The organism is Shewanella zhuhaiensis, from assembly GCF_022484835.1.
GTDB lineage: Bacteria > Pseudomonadota > Gammaproteobacteria > Enterobacterales > Shewanellaceae > Shewanella > Shewanella khirikhana.
This window is the reverse complement of record NZ_JAKUDL010000009.1, coordinates 84,161-101,052: the sequence shown is the minus strand read 5'-3', so window position 1 is coordinate 101,052 and position 16,892 is coordinate 84,161. Positions and strand designations below refer to the sequence as shown.

Below are 16,892 nucleotides of genomic sequence, written 5' to 3'. Positions count from 1 at the left end.
TAGGCAGAATATGCCGATAACCAGTGCAGGAAGCACAGGAGGCGAGAATGAGTGGATTGGACAGCATATATGCCATGCTGGCAGCACCGGTAAAGGCAACCCTTGAACGTCGCCGCCGGGTAAAACAGCTGGAGAATGACACGGCTATCGACAAAGACAGCCATGAGGCGCCCCAATCCCAATTGCCACCGCAAACCTCAACCTCCGCCAGCAGTGGCACTGAAGAAAAGGAAAATCGGCCACGGGAAAGCGTGAATAAGCCTGCGGTAGAACGCCGGGCCCGACGCAGCGGCAGTCATATCGACATTGAAGTATAACGTACTGATTTATTTAAATTGAATTAAGTCGAAAGTACTGTATAAAATAGAGTTTCCAATGGATGGAGAACTCTAATGAATCAGGATATATCCTCTAAAAATCAAAATTATACCTTTAAATTCCACGGCAACGGCTCTGAGTTTTTCGGGATCTGGATAGTCAATATCCTGTTGTCCTGTATCACACTCGGTATCTATTCGGCCTGGGCAAAAGTCAGAACCAATCAATATTTTTACGGCAATACCGAACTCGATGGCGATAGATTCGAGTATCTGGCAACGCCGATGCAAATCCTTATCGGCCGCATCATTGCGGTGGTGTTGTTTATCATCTGGATTGGCACCAGTGCGCTGTTTCCGCTGATCAACGCCGGTCTCGCCGTGATATTGATGCTGTGCTTCCCGGTACTCGCGGCCAGAAATATTCGTTTTGATGCCCGCATGACCCGTTTCCGTAATGTCCGCTTCGATTTTCAGGGCTCCTATGGTGGTGCCTACCTGGCGTTCCTGGCGAAGCCAATCGGTGCCTACATCATTGCTTTTATTGGCCTTGCGTTCGTTGTTTCCGCTGTGCGATTCGGGAACATATTCGCCATCAGTGCAGCCGTACTCGCGATGAGCGGGTTATTTATCCTGGCTTACGGCTGGGTCACGGCCGGGATTGCCCGCTATGTTGCCAACGGCTACCGCTACGGCGACACCAAGTTTGAGGCCAAGGTCGACACAGGCGAATATCGGAAAATCGCGCTAGGCGCGGCACTGATTGTGCTGGGAGCCGTGGCGCTGCTGGCTCTTTGCGCCTTACCATTTGGATTGGCAGATGCCCTGAAAGGGCTGAACGATTCTCCAAGCGCCACAGAACCCAATTACGCCAAGCTGGCAGCCCTAAGCGGCTTCGTTATGGTGACTTATCTGTCGAGTTTCGTTGTCGGCATGTTTGTGTATGCCTATGTCAAAGCCAGCACCCGCAATTACCTGCTGGGCCAAATCCGCATCGACGACAAACTGAGCCTGAAATCCACTTTACCAGTGAAGGGCTTTGTCGGTCTTATCTTCACCAATATGCTGATCACCATTTTTACCCTGGGTCTGGGTCGTCCCTGGGTGGATGTCAGAACCGCCCGCTATCTGGCGGAGCACACCCATGCCGAAGGCGACATGAGCTTTACCAATGCCCAGGATCACAACGCTGGCCGCGACAGCGCTCTGGCCGATGAAATGGTAGACGTATTCGACCTCAATATCGGGGTAATTTAACCTTGGCGTTAGTTCTTGAGGGGCATTTACTTGCCCCTAAACAGGCACAAAAGCACCCTGCCAGCGTCAGCCTCGACAATCGCGGATTTGTGTCCCTGAGTTCTGAGCTGTATCAGTGCAAAGTTCACATCGAATTTGTTGAGGTGGCCGACGCAATCGGCACCATGGCGCGTCATCTCACCTTTGAGGGCGGCTGGGTGTTTGTGGCGGCCAAACCCGATGAAGTCAACCGCTGGCTGAAGCAACATAAACGCCACTCAAGGCTGTCAGTTATCGAACGCAGACCTCTGCTGGCAATGGCTTTTAGTCTGGCGCTGCTGGTCATCATGTGGGGCGGTTATCGCTATGGCTTACCTCTGGCTTCCAAGACCTTGGCGGCCATGGTGCCGGTTTCTGTGCAGGAGCATTTGGGCGAGTATAGCCGCGACAGCCTCGACAGCATTGGGCTGGGTGAATCTCAGTTGGATGAAGCTACCAAGGCTCAGGTGCAAAAAAGGTTCGATAGCCTGCTGGCCACACTCGAGCAGCAAGGGGTTCAATTCAGCCCTAAGCCCAAACTTTATTTTATGGGCAGCGCCGCCGAAGAAGAGGCGACTGACGACGCCCCCTCTACTTCACAGGAGTCGGACACTGCAGACGCCGGCAAACCCCATCCAGGCATGGTCAATGCCTTTGCCCTCGCCGATGGCAGTGTGGTGCTGACCGATGCCATGGTTAAGCTCGCAGACGCCGAAGGGGAATTGGAAGGCGTACTGCTGCATGAGCTTGGCCACCATCATCACAAACACCTGATGACATCGGTGGTGCAAAGTACCCTGCTGTCGGTGGCCGTGGCCATGATAATAGGCGACAGCAGCGGTCTGGCGGATGTGATGGCCAGTACCGCCGTACTGGGACTGACGCTGGGTTATTCCCGCGATAATGAGCGAGAGGCCGATGCCTTTGCCATTTCGCAGATGACATCCAGCCATGGCAGCGCCGAGCCGCTGGCAAGCCTGTACCAAAAGCTTAAAGCGCAGCCCGGTATGTTCGATGTGCCCGACTGGTTAAGCACGCACCCGGATTTGAACGAACGGATAGAAAACATCAGGGCGCATTGATTGCGCCCTTTTCTTATCTTTAACCCGCTCACTCAGCTCAGACTGCGGCGCACCGCATCCTGCCAGCCCTGATACAGCCCGGCTCTGTCCCTGTCATCCATCAGGGGCACAAAACGCCGGTCGATGCCGCTCTTGTGACGAATTTCATCGACACAGGACCAAAAGCCCACCGCCAGACCGCCAAGGAAAGCTGCACCCATGGCGGTGGTTTCGGTAAGCGCCGGGCGCAACACCTCAACGCCTGAGATATCAGCCTGAAACTGCATCAGAAAATCGTTGGCCACAGCGCCGCCGTCCACCTTGAGCTGTTTTAGGGCTACGCCACTGTCTTTACTCATGGCATCGAGCAGGTCGCGGCTCTGGTAAGCGATGGACTCCAGCGCTGCGCGGATGATGTGATTGCGGTTGGCGCCGCGGGTCAGCCCTACCAGGGTGCCGCGGGCATCCGGGTCCCAGTAGGGCGCGCCCAGGCCCACAAAGGCGGGCACCAGATACACACCATTGGTATCGTCCACCTTGGAGGCGAAATACTCAGTATCGCTGGCATCACGGATAAGCCCCAGCTCGTCCCTAAGCCACTGTATAGTCGCGCCGCCCATAAATACGGCGCCTTCCAGCGCATAGTTGATACCGCCATCGGCCCCCACGGCGATGGTGGTGAGCAGCCCATGGTTGGATTTCACCGCCTGCTTGCCGGTGTTCATCAGCAAAAAGCAGCCGGTGCCGTAGGTATTTTTGGCCATCCCGGGCTCGACACACAGCTGACCAAACAGCGCTGCCTGCTGATCCCCCGCCATACCGGCAACCGGAATTTCGGTACCTTCCCCGGCGATACGGGTAGTGCCATACACAGCCTGTGAAGGCTGCACCTGTGGCAGCAAGCTGCGGGGGATAGTGAGCGCCTTGAGCAGTTCATCGTCCCACTCACCGCTGTGGATGTTGTACATCAGGGTACGGGAGGCGTTGGTGGGGTCGGTGACGTGGACCTTGCCTTCGGTGAGTTTCCATACCAGCCAGCTGTCCACAGTACCAAACAGCAGCTCGCCCGCCTCGGCGCGCTCACGCACACCGGGCACATTGTCGAGGATCCATTTGATTTTGGTGCCGGAGAAATAAGGGTCGAGCAGCAGCCCGGTTTTATCCCTAAACAGCCCCTCCAGCCCTTCAGACTTCAGCGCCTCGCAGATGGCGGCACTGCGGCGACACTGCCACACAATAGCGTTACACACAGGCTTGCCTGTGTGCTTATCCCAGATGATGGTGGTTTCGCGCTGATTGGTAATACCGATGGCAGCAACCTGCTCGGCATGAATACCGGCACGGGCCAGCACTTCAATCAGGGTGGAGCTCTGGGAGGCCCAGATTTCCATGGGGTCGTGTTCTACCCAGCCGCCCTTGGGGTAAATCTGGGTGAATTCACGCTGAGAAACCGCCACCAGATTGGCATCGCGATCAAAAACGATGGCGCGGGAGCTGGTTGTGCCCTGATCCAGCGCCACCACATATTGCTTGTCCACTTGCATATCCTTATTGCCACAACCCATCAATGGGTTGCGCTCGCCTCGGGTGCCAGAGCCTCAGCGCTTTGCTCCATCTGGTTGTCCCTTGGCTCACACACGTGGGCGGGGTAATACCAAATGGAGGAAATTTTTTCGCCAATCAACTCGTACACGCCCAGAGAGCACTGGCTGTTTATTTCGCCATCCACGGTCCAGCTGACTTGCTCGAGAATGCTGACATAGCTGCCGGAGGCCGTCATCGACAGGATCTCGGCATGGGCGCCGGGCAGAGATTCAAAGTAGTCCTGCAGGGCGGCACCAAACTCGGCCTGGGTTTCGGCCTTGGTGTCCACCTTCTGGCCCTTGATATGGTTCCAGTACACTGCCTGATGGGTATTGGACAGCATCTGCGGAATATTCTGTTGATTGAATGCGGCTAAAAAGTCGCGCACCACGGCTTCGGGTGACGCATTGGCCATTGCAGGGAAGGTCAGCAAGGCTGTCAGTAACATCGCGGGTTTCATCCGGCACCTCTTGTTATCTTTATCCAATGAGAGAACAGGCGGGACTGTCGCAAACTGGCGCAGTATCCCGTCAAAAAAGATCCACCTTAAGCTGCACACTATACAACCTGCGCAAGCTGTACGCCATGAGTCTGGGCCGGGTGAAACCGGGAAATTTTTTGCCTGGGATTACGCCGTTAAGCCTCTTGCAATCAAGCGCTTAGTTGCGAGTAAACGAAAGTACTAGATGTGACATGAACATCAGATAGCAAAAGCCCCGCATCTGCGGGGCTTTTTGATGAATTACATCTTGTAGCTTAACTGCACACCGGCCAGCCACACGCTGCCACCGGCTTCACCGTTAAAGCTGACCTGAGCCAGACCGGCCAGATCCTGATGCTCATCGATAGGCGCGTAACCATGGGCACGAATATAGGTGATGGCCATATCCACGGTCAGGTTCTCGCTGGCGCGGTAACCGGCCCCCATGCTGAACCACAGACGGTCAGAGTCAGGGATGGTGGTGGTACGGAACTCATCGTCCACCGCAGTGCGGTCAACAGCAAAGCCGCTGCGTACGGTCCAGTCTTTGTTTACATTCCAGGTAGAACCGATGGCAAAGCGCCAGTTGTCCTTGAAGTTCTCTTCCTTCACCAGGTCGGACTCCAGGCCACCCACTGGCTTGGTTTCGCCGGGGAAGTAAGCCACCAGACGGTCGAACACGCTCCACTGGGTCCAGTTCACGCTGGCGTGCAGCGCCACATCGTCGCTCAGCTGATGGAAAGAAGACAGCTCGGCAAACGCAGGCAGTTCAAGGGGCAGATAACCTTCGATATCCAGGTTCTGGCCACCGGTGTACAGCAGGCCAGAGGCCTTGCCGGACAGTTCCAGCTCTACGCTGCTGTGGTAGGCCAGACCGAATCTGTGGTTTTCAGATGGCTGCCAGCTACCGCCGATTTGCCAGCCGTAGCCCACATCATCGCCTTCCATGGTTTTCAGCACTGTGCCTGGCTCAGGCAGACGAGCGGCAATTTGAGGTGGCAGATTAGGATTGGCCTTGATGGCACCTACCCAGTAAGGGGTTGACGCGCCAATGCTGCCTTCGCCGTAAACCACGCGCACACCGGCGCCCAGAGTCACGGCGTCGTTCAGGCGATAAGCGATGTTGGGGTTGAACTCAACCGTGGTAACCGCGGTTTCGCTGCCAAACAGGGAGGCGGCGTGGGTAGCAGGCAGTTCGGTGGCCAGACCGTAGTTGGAGTTCACCGCCAGACCCCAGGTCCAGTTGTCATTGATTTGGCTTGAGTAATAGAAGTTGGGGATAAGGGCGCTGTCGGCAACGTCATAGGCGTCGGCGTTCAGGGTCACGCCCTGTGGACCCAGCACAGGAGACGCAATGTGCACATCGCCGGTCACGTCCACTTCAGTGGCTACATAGATAGCGCCGCCAGACACCTGACGACCGCTCAGGTAAGCCAGCATGGCTGGGTTACGGGCCTGAGCAGCGGCGTTGTCGGCCATAGCCGCTTCACCGGCAAAGGCACGGCCAAGACCGGTGGCAGAATATTCGGCCAGCTGGAAACCGGCAGCGTTAACCTGAGTCGCAATCCCCATAAGAGCCGCTGATACGGCAAAAGTCAGTACACTCTTTTTCATTATCATTCTCTGCTGATGTTATTGATTTTGCGTTCGGTAAATAGAGCATTCACTCGAAACAAGTGCATGGCAGTTTATTCATACAGAAGATCTTTGCAACCAAAAGCCGCAAAACAGCGAATTCAACTACAACAATCAAGCAAGCGGAGTGAGAAAATGACCAGGATCACAGCTTTAAACAGAAAAGCAGCACACAAAAACGCGAGAACGTTCACAACACCGGATTATCACCAAAGCCAAAGCCAAACCTAAAGCACTGTTATATATAAACTTAACCATAATATCGCACAGAAACAGGCGTAAGCTAAAAGCAATGCCAATTTTCAGCACAAATCACTGGCCATTTAAATTTGGCAAACTAGAACCGGATTTAGCAAAGACTTAAACTCATAAAAATCAATGAACTACCACTGCATCACCACAATAAAAAACGGCCATTTGTAACCCGCGAAGGTTGCAAATGGCCGTATATCGAAATGGCTGTTACAGCTGTACGCCGAAATCTGTCAGCTGGCGGTTCAGCGACGCCAGGCAGGAATACGTGACTCGTATTCGCTGATGGCCGCTTCGTGGGCCAGAGTCAGACCTATGGCATCCAAGCCCTTGAGCAGATTCTGGCGGGCAGACTCGGCCAGGGTAAAGCTAAACTCGGCGCCTGAGGGCGACACCACCTTGAGGTTTTCCAGATCCACAGTCACCTCGGCGCCTTCGCATGCTTCCACTTCGTCCATCAGCTGACGAACGGCGGCTTCGGGCAGACGCACCGGCAACAGGCCGTTGTTGATGGCGTTGCCGTAAAAGATATCGGCAAAAGTGGGGGCAATAATGGCGCGCAGGCCAAAGTCCGCCAGCGCCCAGGGAGCGTGCTCGCGACTGGAGCCACAGCCAAAGTTTTCCTGGGCCAGCAGAATGGTGGCTCCCTTGTACCTTGGCTTATTGAGGTTGAACTCTGGGTTTGGGGTATCGCCGGCATCGTCCAGATAACGCCAGTCGTGGAACAGGTGAATACCAAAGCCGTCCTTGGTCACCTTGGACAGAAACTGCTTGGGGATGATCTGATCCGTGTCGATGTTGGCCGAATCTATGGCCACCGCCAGCCCCTTGTGGGTAGTAAAAGCCTGCATGATTAATCCTCCAAAGGACGGTGAACGCGAATATCGACAAAGTGACCGGCAACTGCGGCCGCGGCGGCCATGGCAGGGCTCACCAGATGGGTGCGGCTGCCGCGCCCCTGACGTCCTTCAAAGTTGCGGTTACTGGTAGAGGCGCAGCGATCGCCCGCCTCCAGCCTGTCATCGTTCATCGCCAGACACATGGAGCAGCCCGGCAAACGCCACTCAAAGCCGGCCTCGAGGAAGATTTTGTCCAGGCCCTCGGCCTCGGCCTGCAGTTTTACCTGACCTGAGCCCGGCACCACGATGGCGGTTACGCCACTGGCGACCTTACGGCCCTTGGCCTGCGCCGCAGCAGCGCGCAGGTCTTCAATACGGGAGTTGGTGCAGGAGCCGATAAACACCTTGTTGATGGCGATATCAGTCATTGGCGTGCCCGGGCTCAAATCCACATAGGCCAGTGCCTTCTCCATGCTGGTGCGCACCACGGGATTGCTTTCATCGGCAGGGTTTGGCACCACGCCATCGATGGCCACCACCTGGCCCGGGTTAGTGCCCCAGGTCAGCTGCGGCGCAATAGCGGCAGCTTCCAGTACCACTTCGGCATCAAATACCGCATCGGCATCCGTGTGCAGCTCACGCCAGTCGGCCAGCGCCTGCTGCCAGGCATCGCCCTTGGGCGCAAACTCGCGACCTTCGAGGTAAGCAAAGGTGGTTTCATCGGGGGCGACCATACCAGCCTTGGCACCCATTTCGATGGCCATATTACACAGGGTCATGCGGCCTTCCATGGAGAGGTCACGAATGGCCTCACCGCAGAATTCCACCACATAGCCGGTGCCGCCATCCATACCGATTTTGCCGATAATGGCCAGCACTATGTCCTTGGCGGTGATGCCGTCGGCAACCTTGCCGCGCACCTCGATTTTCATGGTCTTGGCTTTGAGCTGACGCAGGGTCTGGGTGGCGAGCACGTGCTCCACTTCCGAGGTACCGATACCGAAGGCCAGCGCACCAAAGGCGCCGTGGGTGGCTGTGTGGGAGTCGCCGCACACAATCACAGTGCCCGGCAGAGTAATGCCAAGCTCAGGCCCCATCACATGCACAATACCTTGATTGGGATGGTGAATGTCGTACAAACGCACATTGAAGTCACGGCAGTTGTCGGCCAGGGTCTCAACCTGAGTGCGGGCCATGGGGCTTAATGCCGTCAGGCTGGCACTCTTGGTGGAGGTGTTGTGATCCATGGTGGCGAAGGTTTTTTCCACTGCCCGCAGTGGGCGGCCAGCCATCTTCAGACCACTGAAGGCCTGAGGCGAGGTTACCTCGTGCACCAGATGGCGGTCTACATAGATGATGGGCGCTTCACCGGCAGGCTCGACCACCAGGTGGGCGTCCCACACTTTTTCATACAGAGTCTTTCCCATCACACACCTTCCCGGATTGCATTGGCGATAAAGTCGCCCATTTCTTTGGTTGATTTGGCATTGTGACGCTGGTCAGTTGACAGCAGCTCGCCGGTTAAGAAGCCCGCTTCCAAAGCGGCGCCCACGGCGCGCTCGATACAGGCGGCGGCTTCTTCCTGCTTGAGGCTGTGACGCAGCATCAGCGCAGCAGAGAGAATTTGCGCAATCGGGTTGGCGATGCCTTTACCGGCGATATCCGGCGCGCTGCCACCGGCTGGCTCATACAGGCCGAAGCCTGAACCGTTCATGGACGCAGAAGACAAAAGCCCCATCGAACCGGTGAGCATGGCAATTTCATCCGACAGAATATCGCCGAACAGGTTTGAGCAGAGCATCACGTCGAAATCAAACGGACGACGCAGCAGCTGCATGGTGGCGTTATCGATATAGATGTGCTCCAGCGTCACATCGGGGAAGTCTTTGGCTACCTCTTCCACCACCTCGCGCCACAGCACCGAGCAGGCCAGTACGTTGGCTTTGTCCACCGAGGTCACCTTGCCGCGACGACCGCGGGCCGCCTCGAAGGCGATTTTGGCAATACGGCGGATTTCACGGCGACTGTAACGCATTGTGTCGAAGGCTTCTTCCTCTTCGCCCTCGCCCTGACGGCCTTTTGGCTTACCGAAGTAGATGCCGCCGGTGAGTTCACGCACGCACAGCACATCGAAGCCCTGAGAAGAGATATCAGCGCGCAGCGGCGACATATGCTCGAGCCCATTGTGCAGCTTGGCCGGGCGCAGGTTGCAGAAAAGCTCGAAGTGACCGCGCAGAGGCAGCAGAGCGCCGCGCTCTGGCTGGTCATTGGGGGGCAAATGTTCCCACTTGGGGCCGCCCACAGAGCCAAACAGAATGGCATCGGCCGCTTCACAGCCCTTGAGGGTGGCATCCGGCAGCGGACAGCCATGATTGTCGATGGCAATGCCGCCCACATCGTATTCGCTGTATTCGATATCGAGGCCAAAACGCGCCTCTACTTCGGCCAGCACCTTACGCGCTTCTGCCATTACCTCTGGGCCTATGCCGTCACCGGCCAATACGGCTATCTGATAACTCATGCTTTGATCTACTCCTGCGACTCTTTGAATTTGTTACGTTTCGCCACGCGTTAATCTGGCTGTTGGGGCTTACACGCCGCCCAGCTCGCGGGTCTTTTGAATTTGTTGTTTGCAATAGGCGACCTTGTCGGCACGCCAGGTCAGGTTCATCACATGCACCAGTGCCTGCGCCGAGGCCTCAACCACGTCGGTGGCTAATCCCACCCCGTGGAAGTTACGGTCGTCATAACGGGCGGTGATGTCCACCTGACCCAGGGCATTCTGGCCTTCGCCCTTGGCACCAAGCTTATAGCTGCTGATATTGATGGTACGCTTGCTGGCGCGGGCAATGGCGTTATAGGCCGCATCCACAGGGCCGTTACCGGTGGCAGCCTCAGTGACTACCTCATCGCCAATGCGGATACGCACTGTGGCAGTGGCCTTGCCTTCGGTGGAGTCGGACTGCACAACGAGCTGCTCCATCACATAATGGTCGTCGTCTTCGGCCTGGGCTTCCATAAAGGCCAGCGCTTCCAGGTCATAATCGAATACCTGGCCCTTGCGGTCGGCCAGTTTCAGGAACTCGTCGTACAACACGTCCATATCGTAATCGTCTGCGCCATAACCCATTTCTTCCATGCGATGCTTAATGACATGGCGGCCGGAGCGTGAGGTCATGTTCAGGTTGTTACGGTTCAGACCTATGCTCTCGGGGGTCATGATTTCATAGGTGTTTTGCGCCTTTAACATGCCGTCCTGGTGGATACCGGATGAATGGGTAAAGGCATTGGAACCAACGATGGCCTTATTGGGCTGGATGGGCATGTTGCACAGCTGGCTGACCAAGCTGGAGGTGCGGTGGATTTCACGGGCGTTGATGTTGGTCGACAGCCCCAGCATATCTTTGCGGGTGGCCAAAATCATGGCGATTTCTTCCAGAGAACAGTTACCGGCGCGCTCGCCGATACCGTTGACGGTACATTCAATCTGGCGTGCGCCCATTTGCACCGCAGCGATGGAGTTAGCCACCGACAAACCCAAATCGTCGTGGCAGTGCACCGAAATCACGGCCTGGTCGATGTTGGGCACCCGGTTAAACAGAGTCTGGATGATGCCGCCAAACTCGCTCGGTACTGTGTAACCCACGGTATCCGGGATATTAATGGTGCGGGCACCGGCGTTAATTGCGGCCTCAACCATGCGGCACAGGTTGTCAATCGGGGTGCGGCCCGCGTCTTCACAGGAGAATTCCACATCATCGGTAAAGCGGCGGGCATATTTCACTGCGCCCACGGCCATCTCCAGTACCTGATCAAAAGAGCGCTTGAGCTTGCTCTCTACATGGATGCTGGAAGTGGAAATAAAGGTATGGATACGGAACTGCTCGGCCACCGACAGTGCCTGGGCGGCAGCATCGATATCTTTTTCAAGCGCCCTCGACAATGCACACACCCGGCTGTTTTTAATATTGCGGGCAATGGTTTGCACCGACTCAAAATCACCGGGAGAAGAGACAGGGAAGCCCACTTCCATCACATCCACACCCAAACGTTCGAGGGCCAGGGCGATCTGCAGTTTCTCTTTAACCGAAAGACTCGCGGCCAGCGCCTGTTCGCCGTCCCTCAAGGTGGTATCAAAGATGATGACTCTGTCTGACATTCCGCTTCTCCATGGAACCCTCAGGTTCTGTTTGCGTGTATTGGGCATTTGAAACAAAAAACCCCGCGTTGTTAGCGCGGGGTTTGTGTAGACTTTGCTTGGCTAGCGAGCGTGCGACACTAATTCCTCCGCGCAGAGATTGCGAGAGTAAGAAGGAGGAGACCGAGTAGCGCAACAATTCTATTCATGAAAACCAAATAATTATGCTGTAGAAAACCCAAGCGAGTGGCTAATATGTAACTTGGCCATCGGGTACTGTCAACCCCATTTTTTTCACGATGCAGAGTTCCGACCAGAGTCAGTGCGGCGTTTCCAGGCAGTAGCAGGGTAAAATCGATGCTTTTTCAGGCCACATCGCAGAGCGTGCGGCAAAGACACCGGATTACAGTCAAAAACTCAAAATGCAAATTGCATGGGTTTGATTTATGCAAAAGCATTCGAAAAATTGATATACTCCCTGCCGATTTCATGGATATACGCTGATTCTTCGGAGACCAAATGGACTTTCATCGTTGGTGTTGCTGCCTGCTGCTGTGGCTGATGCCACTGCTTGCCTGCGCGCAAGAACCCATGGATGAAATCAATACCCTGGTCTACCAATATCCCGCCGAAGCCAAACAGAAAATTGCCGAGCTGGAAGAAGCACATCGGCGCGGCTCGCCTTCCCCCTTTGAAGAATTAAGACTCAAGCTGCTTAAATGTGAGCTTTTTTTGCAGCTCGGTGAAAACGAAGCGGCCATCAACCTCGCACAGATGGGCGAAGCCACCGCCAAGCGACTGAACGCCGAGCATGTCCGGCCCTACTTTATGTCCTGCCTCGCCGATGCCTACAGCGCTTACGACAACCTACAGGTTGCACTGCCTCTGCTGGACACCGCCATTACTCTCGCAAAGCGTTATCAACAGCCGCAAGCTATGGTCGGCGCCTTAATGATAAGAGGCCAGCTGGACACTGATACCAATAACTTCGCCTCTGCCATTGAGGACCTGCGCCTTGCCCTCGATGCCTATGACAATATTCGGGGTCAGGAGGACGATTGGAGCGCCCCTCCAAAGGCTTATCTTTACGCATCAATGGGAAACCTGCTCGCTGCAACCGGCGATCTGGAACAGGCAATTTACTACACCCGCTTGGGCTTGGAACATCCTGACAGCAAAGGAAAAGTGAAGCAGGTTCTGCTTATCAATGCGGCCCGGATTGAACTGGATAGGGGCAACATCGAGGCCTCCGGCAATTTTCTGAATCAAGCTCGGCAACTGTTACCGGAACTGAGTACGCCTATCGAATTGGCTACCAGTTATGCGCTCATCGCCTCAATTGAATTGGACAGAGGCTTCCCCGGAAAAGCAGAAGATCTACTGCTGGTGGCATTAAATACCTTTGATTTACAGCAAAAACAGCTTCATGGAATGAGGAGCAGAGCCCTGTTGGCGCGGATTGAGTTTCTCAAAGGCAACGACAAGGACGCCATTGCACTGATGGAGCGAGTAATAGATACGGCGCAGCGACTTCAGCTGTATCGGGAATTGTCCGGTTACCAATTGCGCCTGGCCGATTACTTTGAATCCAAAGGCAAATATAAGGAAGCCTTTGCGCTTCTGAGCGCAAGCTACAAAGCTGCGGAAAAAGCCCATAAGGCGGCCAGCGATACCCGGATGCTGCAATTTAAGGCGCGACTGAGCCAGCGGGCAAGCGATGCCACCCTGGAAAAGTTGCTCAGTGATAACCTGGAAGAGCGCAGCAGTATCAGTTGGATGTATTTGATTTTACTGGCGATGATCCTGCTGCTATTGGCACTGGTGTTGTGGCAGCTGCTGCGCCATGTTTCGCTGCGTAAGCAATCCGGAGAGGCGCCCTTGCCTCAGTCGCCTGAGCAGCATCTGGAATATGCCATGCAGCATGCCAAGCGCGGCAACCACTCGCTATCGATTCTGCTGCTCAATATTCGCGATATACGCCCGGTTGACCTGCCGGCACTCAAAGGTGCCATTGAAAAACGCCTGCGGGAAACCGACATGATCCTGCGTTTCAGCCCGGACGAGCTGCTGTTACTGCTCCCCTACACCAGCAATCAGGGGGCGGAGCTGGTGATGAAACAACTGCAGCCGGTGCTGGACGATTGTCAGGAAGGTAAGATTTTGATTGGTCACGCCAGCATGCATCAGTTCGATACCAGCGAAACCCTGCTGAAACGCGCAAGTGTACGCGGCATGAGCCGGGCGCAGCTGGGTAGCTACAGCAAAATGAACTGAGGCTCTGTCCAGGCAATCAGACCCTTGGCTCAGTCGTTACTGATGTAAGCGGCAATCTCATCCAAAAAGGCATCGCCAAATTTCGCCAGCTTGCGCTCACCCACACCGTTCACCGCCAACAGCTCGGCTTCCGACTTGGGCAACATCCAGGCCATTTCGGCCAGGGTTGCGTCGTTGAATACCAGATACGGTGGCAGGTCATGCTCTTCAGCAATGGTACGGCGCAAATTCTTGAGCCGGGCAAACAGACGACGGTCATAGTTCACCGGCGCCCTGGCATTATTTCTGCGCCGTGGTGATTCGCTCACACTGATATTCAGTCGCGGCTCAGCCAGCATCAGTGCCACTTCTCCTTTCAGCACAGGTCTTGCGGCAGGATTAAGGCGAATAGAGGAGCCTCGGGTGATGTCCTGACTGGCCAGTCCCAGGTGAATAAGCTGACGGATAACGCTCAGCCAATATTCGTGGCTCTTGTCCTTGCCAATTCCCCAGGTCGAGAGTTTGTCGTGACCACGCTCGACCACATTGGCCGCCTTGGAGCCCCGCAACACTTCAATTAAGTGATTGATACCAAAGCGCTGTTCCAACCTGTATATACAAGATAGAACCTTTTGTGCGTCTTCAGTGCCATTGTATCTTTTTGGTGGGTCGAGGCAGATATCACAGTTTCCACAGGGCTCACTTGCTGCCTCGTCGAAATAGTGCAGCAGCACCTGACGACGACAGGTCTGCGCCTCGGCAAAGGCCGCCATGGACGACAGCTTATGGTATTCCACCTGTTGCTGTGGCCCAGGCTCCAACTGCTCAATATGGTGTTTCACCCGCCCAATATCTGCAGGGTCAAACAGCAGCAGCGCCTCGGCATCCAGACCATCCCGGCCACCGCGTCCGGTTTCCTGATAGTACGACTCTATGCTTTTGGGAATATCGTAGTGCACCACAAAACGCACGTTGGATTTGTTAATCCCCATACCAAAGGCAACTGTGGCTACAACCACATCGATTTGGTCTTTGAGGAACCTGTCCTGCACGCTGGCGCGCTCATCCTGAGTCATACCGGCATGGTAAGCCTCGGCGTAGAAGCCCTGCTGACGAAGCCTCGCAGCCACCTCATCGACCCGCCTGCGGCTGCTGCAATAGACAATACCACTGGCACCCTTGCGCGACTGGATAAACTGCCGCAGCTGATTGGCGGCATTCAGCTTCTCCACCACCGTGTAACGGATATTGGGCCGGTCGAAACTGGCGAGATGACGAAATGGATTGATGTACAGCCGTTCACAAATGCTGACACGGGTCGCTTCATCGGCAGTAGCCGTCAGTGCCATCACGGGCACATGGGGGAAACGCTGTTTAAGCTGGCCAAGCGCCGAATATTCGGGCCGGAAGTCATGACCCCATTCACTGATGCAATGGGCTTCGTCAACGGCAAACAGGCTGATATGCAGATCATCAAGGCGGCTGAGAAAATCCCCCTGCAGCAAGCGCTCCGGCGACACATACAGCAGTTTCAACTCACCAAACCTGAGCTGCCGGAGCACTTCAATAGCCACTTCGCGTGGCTGGGATGAGTTGAGATATGCCGCCGAGACCCCGGACTGACTCAGGCTGTCGACCTGATCTTTCATCAGCGAAATCAAGGGGGAAACTACCAGAGTCACCCCTGGGAGTACCAATGCCGGCACCTGATAGCACAGGCTTTTGCCGCCACCGGTGGGCATGATCACCAGTGCATCTTCGCCCTGACAGACCCGCTCCATCACGTCCCGTTGACCGGGGCGGAAATCCCGATAACCAAACACCTGTTGCAGGCAGTGGCTCAGGGGATCCGGGGTTTGACTGAGAGAAGCTGGTTCCATGAAAAGGCCGTCCGAAAATCAAGGCGCCCATTCTAACCAAGGCGGGGCTTGATGTCTTGTCGGATAAACCGATTGACCGGCACTATGGGCAATTAACCAAAGCTGGCTATACAACTTGCCAAACTGTGTCGCCGCTGTTTATTTGTATCGCTTGAGCCAACAATCAAGGGCGCTTACAATGCGCGCCCCGATTGCCGGAGACCCGCAAATGACTCAGGACCAGGAATACCGCAAAGGCATCATGCTCGCCATTGGTGCTTACACCATGTGGGGCTTCGCGCCACTTTACTTCAAATTGCTTGAGCAGGTTTCCGCAACCGATATTCTGCTGCACCGGGTGATTTGGTCGTTTGTGTTCACCATCTTACTGATGGCTTTTGTCGGCGGCTTTTCCAAGCTTAAGCAATTGCTGAAAAACCCAAAACAGCTGTTGGTGCTACTGGTGACGTCCTTACTCATAGCCGGCAACTGGCTGCTGTTTATCTGGGCCGTGAACAACGACCATATGCTGGATGCCAGCCTGGGTTATTACATCAACCCACTGCTTAACGTCCTGCTTGGTATGGTGTTTTTGGGTGAAAGGCTGCGTAAATTGCAGTGGCTGGCGGTATCGCTGGCGGGCATTGGTGTCGCTGTGCAGCTAGTGTCCTTTGGCTCAATTCCTGTGGTATCGCTGGCACTTGCAGGCTCATTTGGTATCTATGGTTTGCTGCGCAAAAAAGCCAATGTTGATGCCAAAACCGGCCTGCTGGTCGAAACCGCTATTCTGATGCCCATCGCCCTGGGTTACCTGCTGTACACCTTGCCAACGGCCGAACACAGCATGTTGGTGAATAACTGGCAGCTCAACCTGCTGCTCATTGCGGCAGGGCTGGTAACCACAGCGCCTTTGCTGTGCTTTGCCGGCGCCGCTGTACGTATCCCACTGTCAATGCTGGGTTTTTTCCAATATATCGGCCCAAGCATTATGTTTGTGCTCGCAGTCAGCCTGTATCAGGAACCTTTTGATATGGAAAAAGGCATCACCTTTGGCTTTATCTGGACTGCACTGGCCATTTTCACTGTGGACATGTTGCGGCGGCGGGGCTGACCTGTCCGCTTCCCTCACTGCAAATTGGCAAGGCCTATTGCAGCGCTGCTCGGGATTAAACTCTGAGCGGCGCTGACAGCTTGTCGA

The 16,892-nt window shown here is 55.3% G+C and carries 13 protein-coding genes; 5 read left to right on the top strand and 8 right to left on the bottom strand.

Features of this window, described 5'->3' with window-relative positions:
- Positions 1-47 precede the first annotated feature (47 nt).
- The 3 genes from MJ923_RS18815 (at position 48) to MJ923_RS18805 (ending at position 2,674) form a co-directional block, all read left to right on the top strand.
- On the top strand, positions 48-317 hold the full coding sequence (locus MJ923_RS18815; protein WP_240592424.1) for a hypothetical protein: 270 nt from the start codon (positions 48-50) through the stop codon (positions 315-317).
- Between the two features lie 75 nt (positions 318-392).
- Entirely contained in the window at positions 393-1,574 is a 1,182-nt protein-coding gene (locus MJ923_RS18810) for a YjgN family protein (RefSeq protein ID WP_240592423.1), read from the top strand.
- Positions 1,575-1,576: 2 nt separating this feature from the next.
- Entirely contained in the window at positions 1,577-2,674 is a 1,098-nt protein-coding gene (locus tag MJ923_RS18805; protein ID WP_240592422.1) for a M48 family metallopeptidase, read from the top strand.
- 32 nt (positions 2,675-2,706) lie between these two features.
- Here MJ923_RS18805 and glpK read toward each other — a convergent pair whose 3' ends face one another.
- The 7 genes from glpK to leuA all read right to left on the bottom strand — a co-directional run bounded on the left by glpK (position 2,707) and on the right by leuA (position 11,603).
- Positions 2,707-4,191, bottom strand: a complete 1,485-nt coding sequence (gene glpK, locus MJ923_RS18800; RefSeq protein ID WP_240592421.1) for a glycerol kinase GlpK — start codon at positions 4,189-4,191, stop codon at positions 2,707-2,709.
- Between the two features lie 26 nt (positions 4,192-4,217).
- Positions 4,218-4,697: a nuclear transport factor 2 family protein gene (locus MJ923_RS18795; RefSeq protein WP_240592420.1), complete on the bottom strand. Its 480-nt coding sequence runs from the start codon at positions 4,695-4,697 to the stop codon at positions 4,218-4,220.
- 282 nt (positions 4,698-4,979) lie between these two features.
- On the bottom strand, positions 4,980-6,332 hold the full coding sequence (locus MJ923_RS18790; protein WP_240592419.1) for an outer membrane protein transport protein: 1,353 nt from the start codon (positions 6,330-6,332) through the stop codon (positions 4,980-4,982).
- Between the two features lie 518 nt (positions 6,333-6,850).
- Entirely contained in the window at positions 6,851-7,456 is a 606-nt protein-coding gene (gene leuD, locus MJ923_RS18785) for a 3-isopropylmalate dehydratase small subunit (RefSeq protein WP_240592418.1), read from the bottom strand.
- A gap of 2 nt (positions 7,457-7,458) precedes the next feature.
- Positions 7,459-8,871, bottom strand: a complete 1,413-nt coding sequence (leuC, locus tag MJ923_RS18780) for a 3-isopropylmalate dehydratase large subunit (RefSeq protein ID WP_240592417.1) — start codon at positions 8,869-8,871, stop codon at positions 7,459-7,461.
- Positions 8,871-9,965, bottom strand: a complete 1,095-nt coding sequence (gene leuB / locus MJ923_RS18775; RefSeq protein WP_240592416.1) for a 3-isopropylmalate dehydrogenase — start codon at positions 9,963-9,965, stop codon at positions 8,871-8,873. The genes leuC and leuB overlap by 1 nt, the downstream gene beginning before the upstream one ends.
- Before the next feature lie 69 nt (positions 9,966-10,034).
- Complete coding sequence (gene leuA, locus MJ923_RS18770) at positions 10,035-11,603, bottom strand: 2-isopropylmalate synthase (RefSeq protein ID WP_240592415.1); 1,569 nt, start codon at positions 11,601-11,603, stop codon at positions 10,035-10,037.
- A gap of 498 nt (positions 11,604-12,101) precedes the next feature.
- On the opposite strand from leuA, the gene MJ923_RS18765 reads away from it, so the two are divergent.
- Positions 12,102-13,856, top strand: coding sequence for a hypothetical protein (locus tag MJ923_RS18765; RefSeq protein ID WP_240592414.1), 1,755 nt, complete (start codon positions 12,102-12,104; stop codon positions 13,854-13,856).
- A gap of 29 nt (positions 13,857-13,885) precedes the next feature.
- On the opposite strand, the gene recQ is transcribed toward MJ923_RS18765, so the two are convergent.
- Positions 13,886-15,715: a DNA helicase RecQ gene (gene recQ / locus MJ923_RS18760; protein ID WP_240592413.1), complete on the bottom strand. Its 1,830-nt coding sequence runs from the start codon at positions 15,713-15,715 to the stop codon at positions 13,886-13,888.
- A gap of 208 nt (positions 15,716-15,923) precedes the next feature.
- On the opposite strand from recQ, the gene rarD reads away from it, so the two are divergent.
- The gene (gene rarD / locus MJ923_RS18755; RefSeq protein ID WP_240592412.1) at positions 15,924-16,805 is read left to right on the top strand and encodes an EamA family transporter RarD; all 882 of its coding nucleotides are present in this window, start codon (positions 15,924-15,926) and stop codon (positions 16,803-16,805) included.
- Positions 16,806-16,892 lie beyond the last annotated feature (87 nt).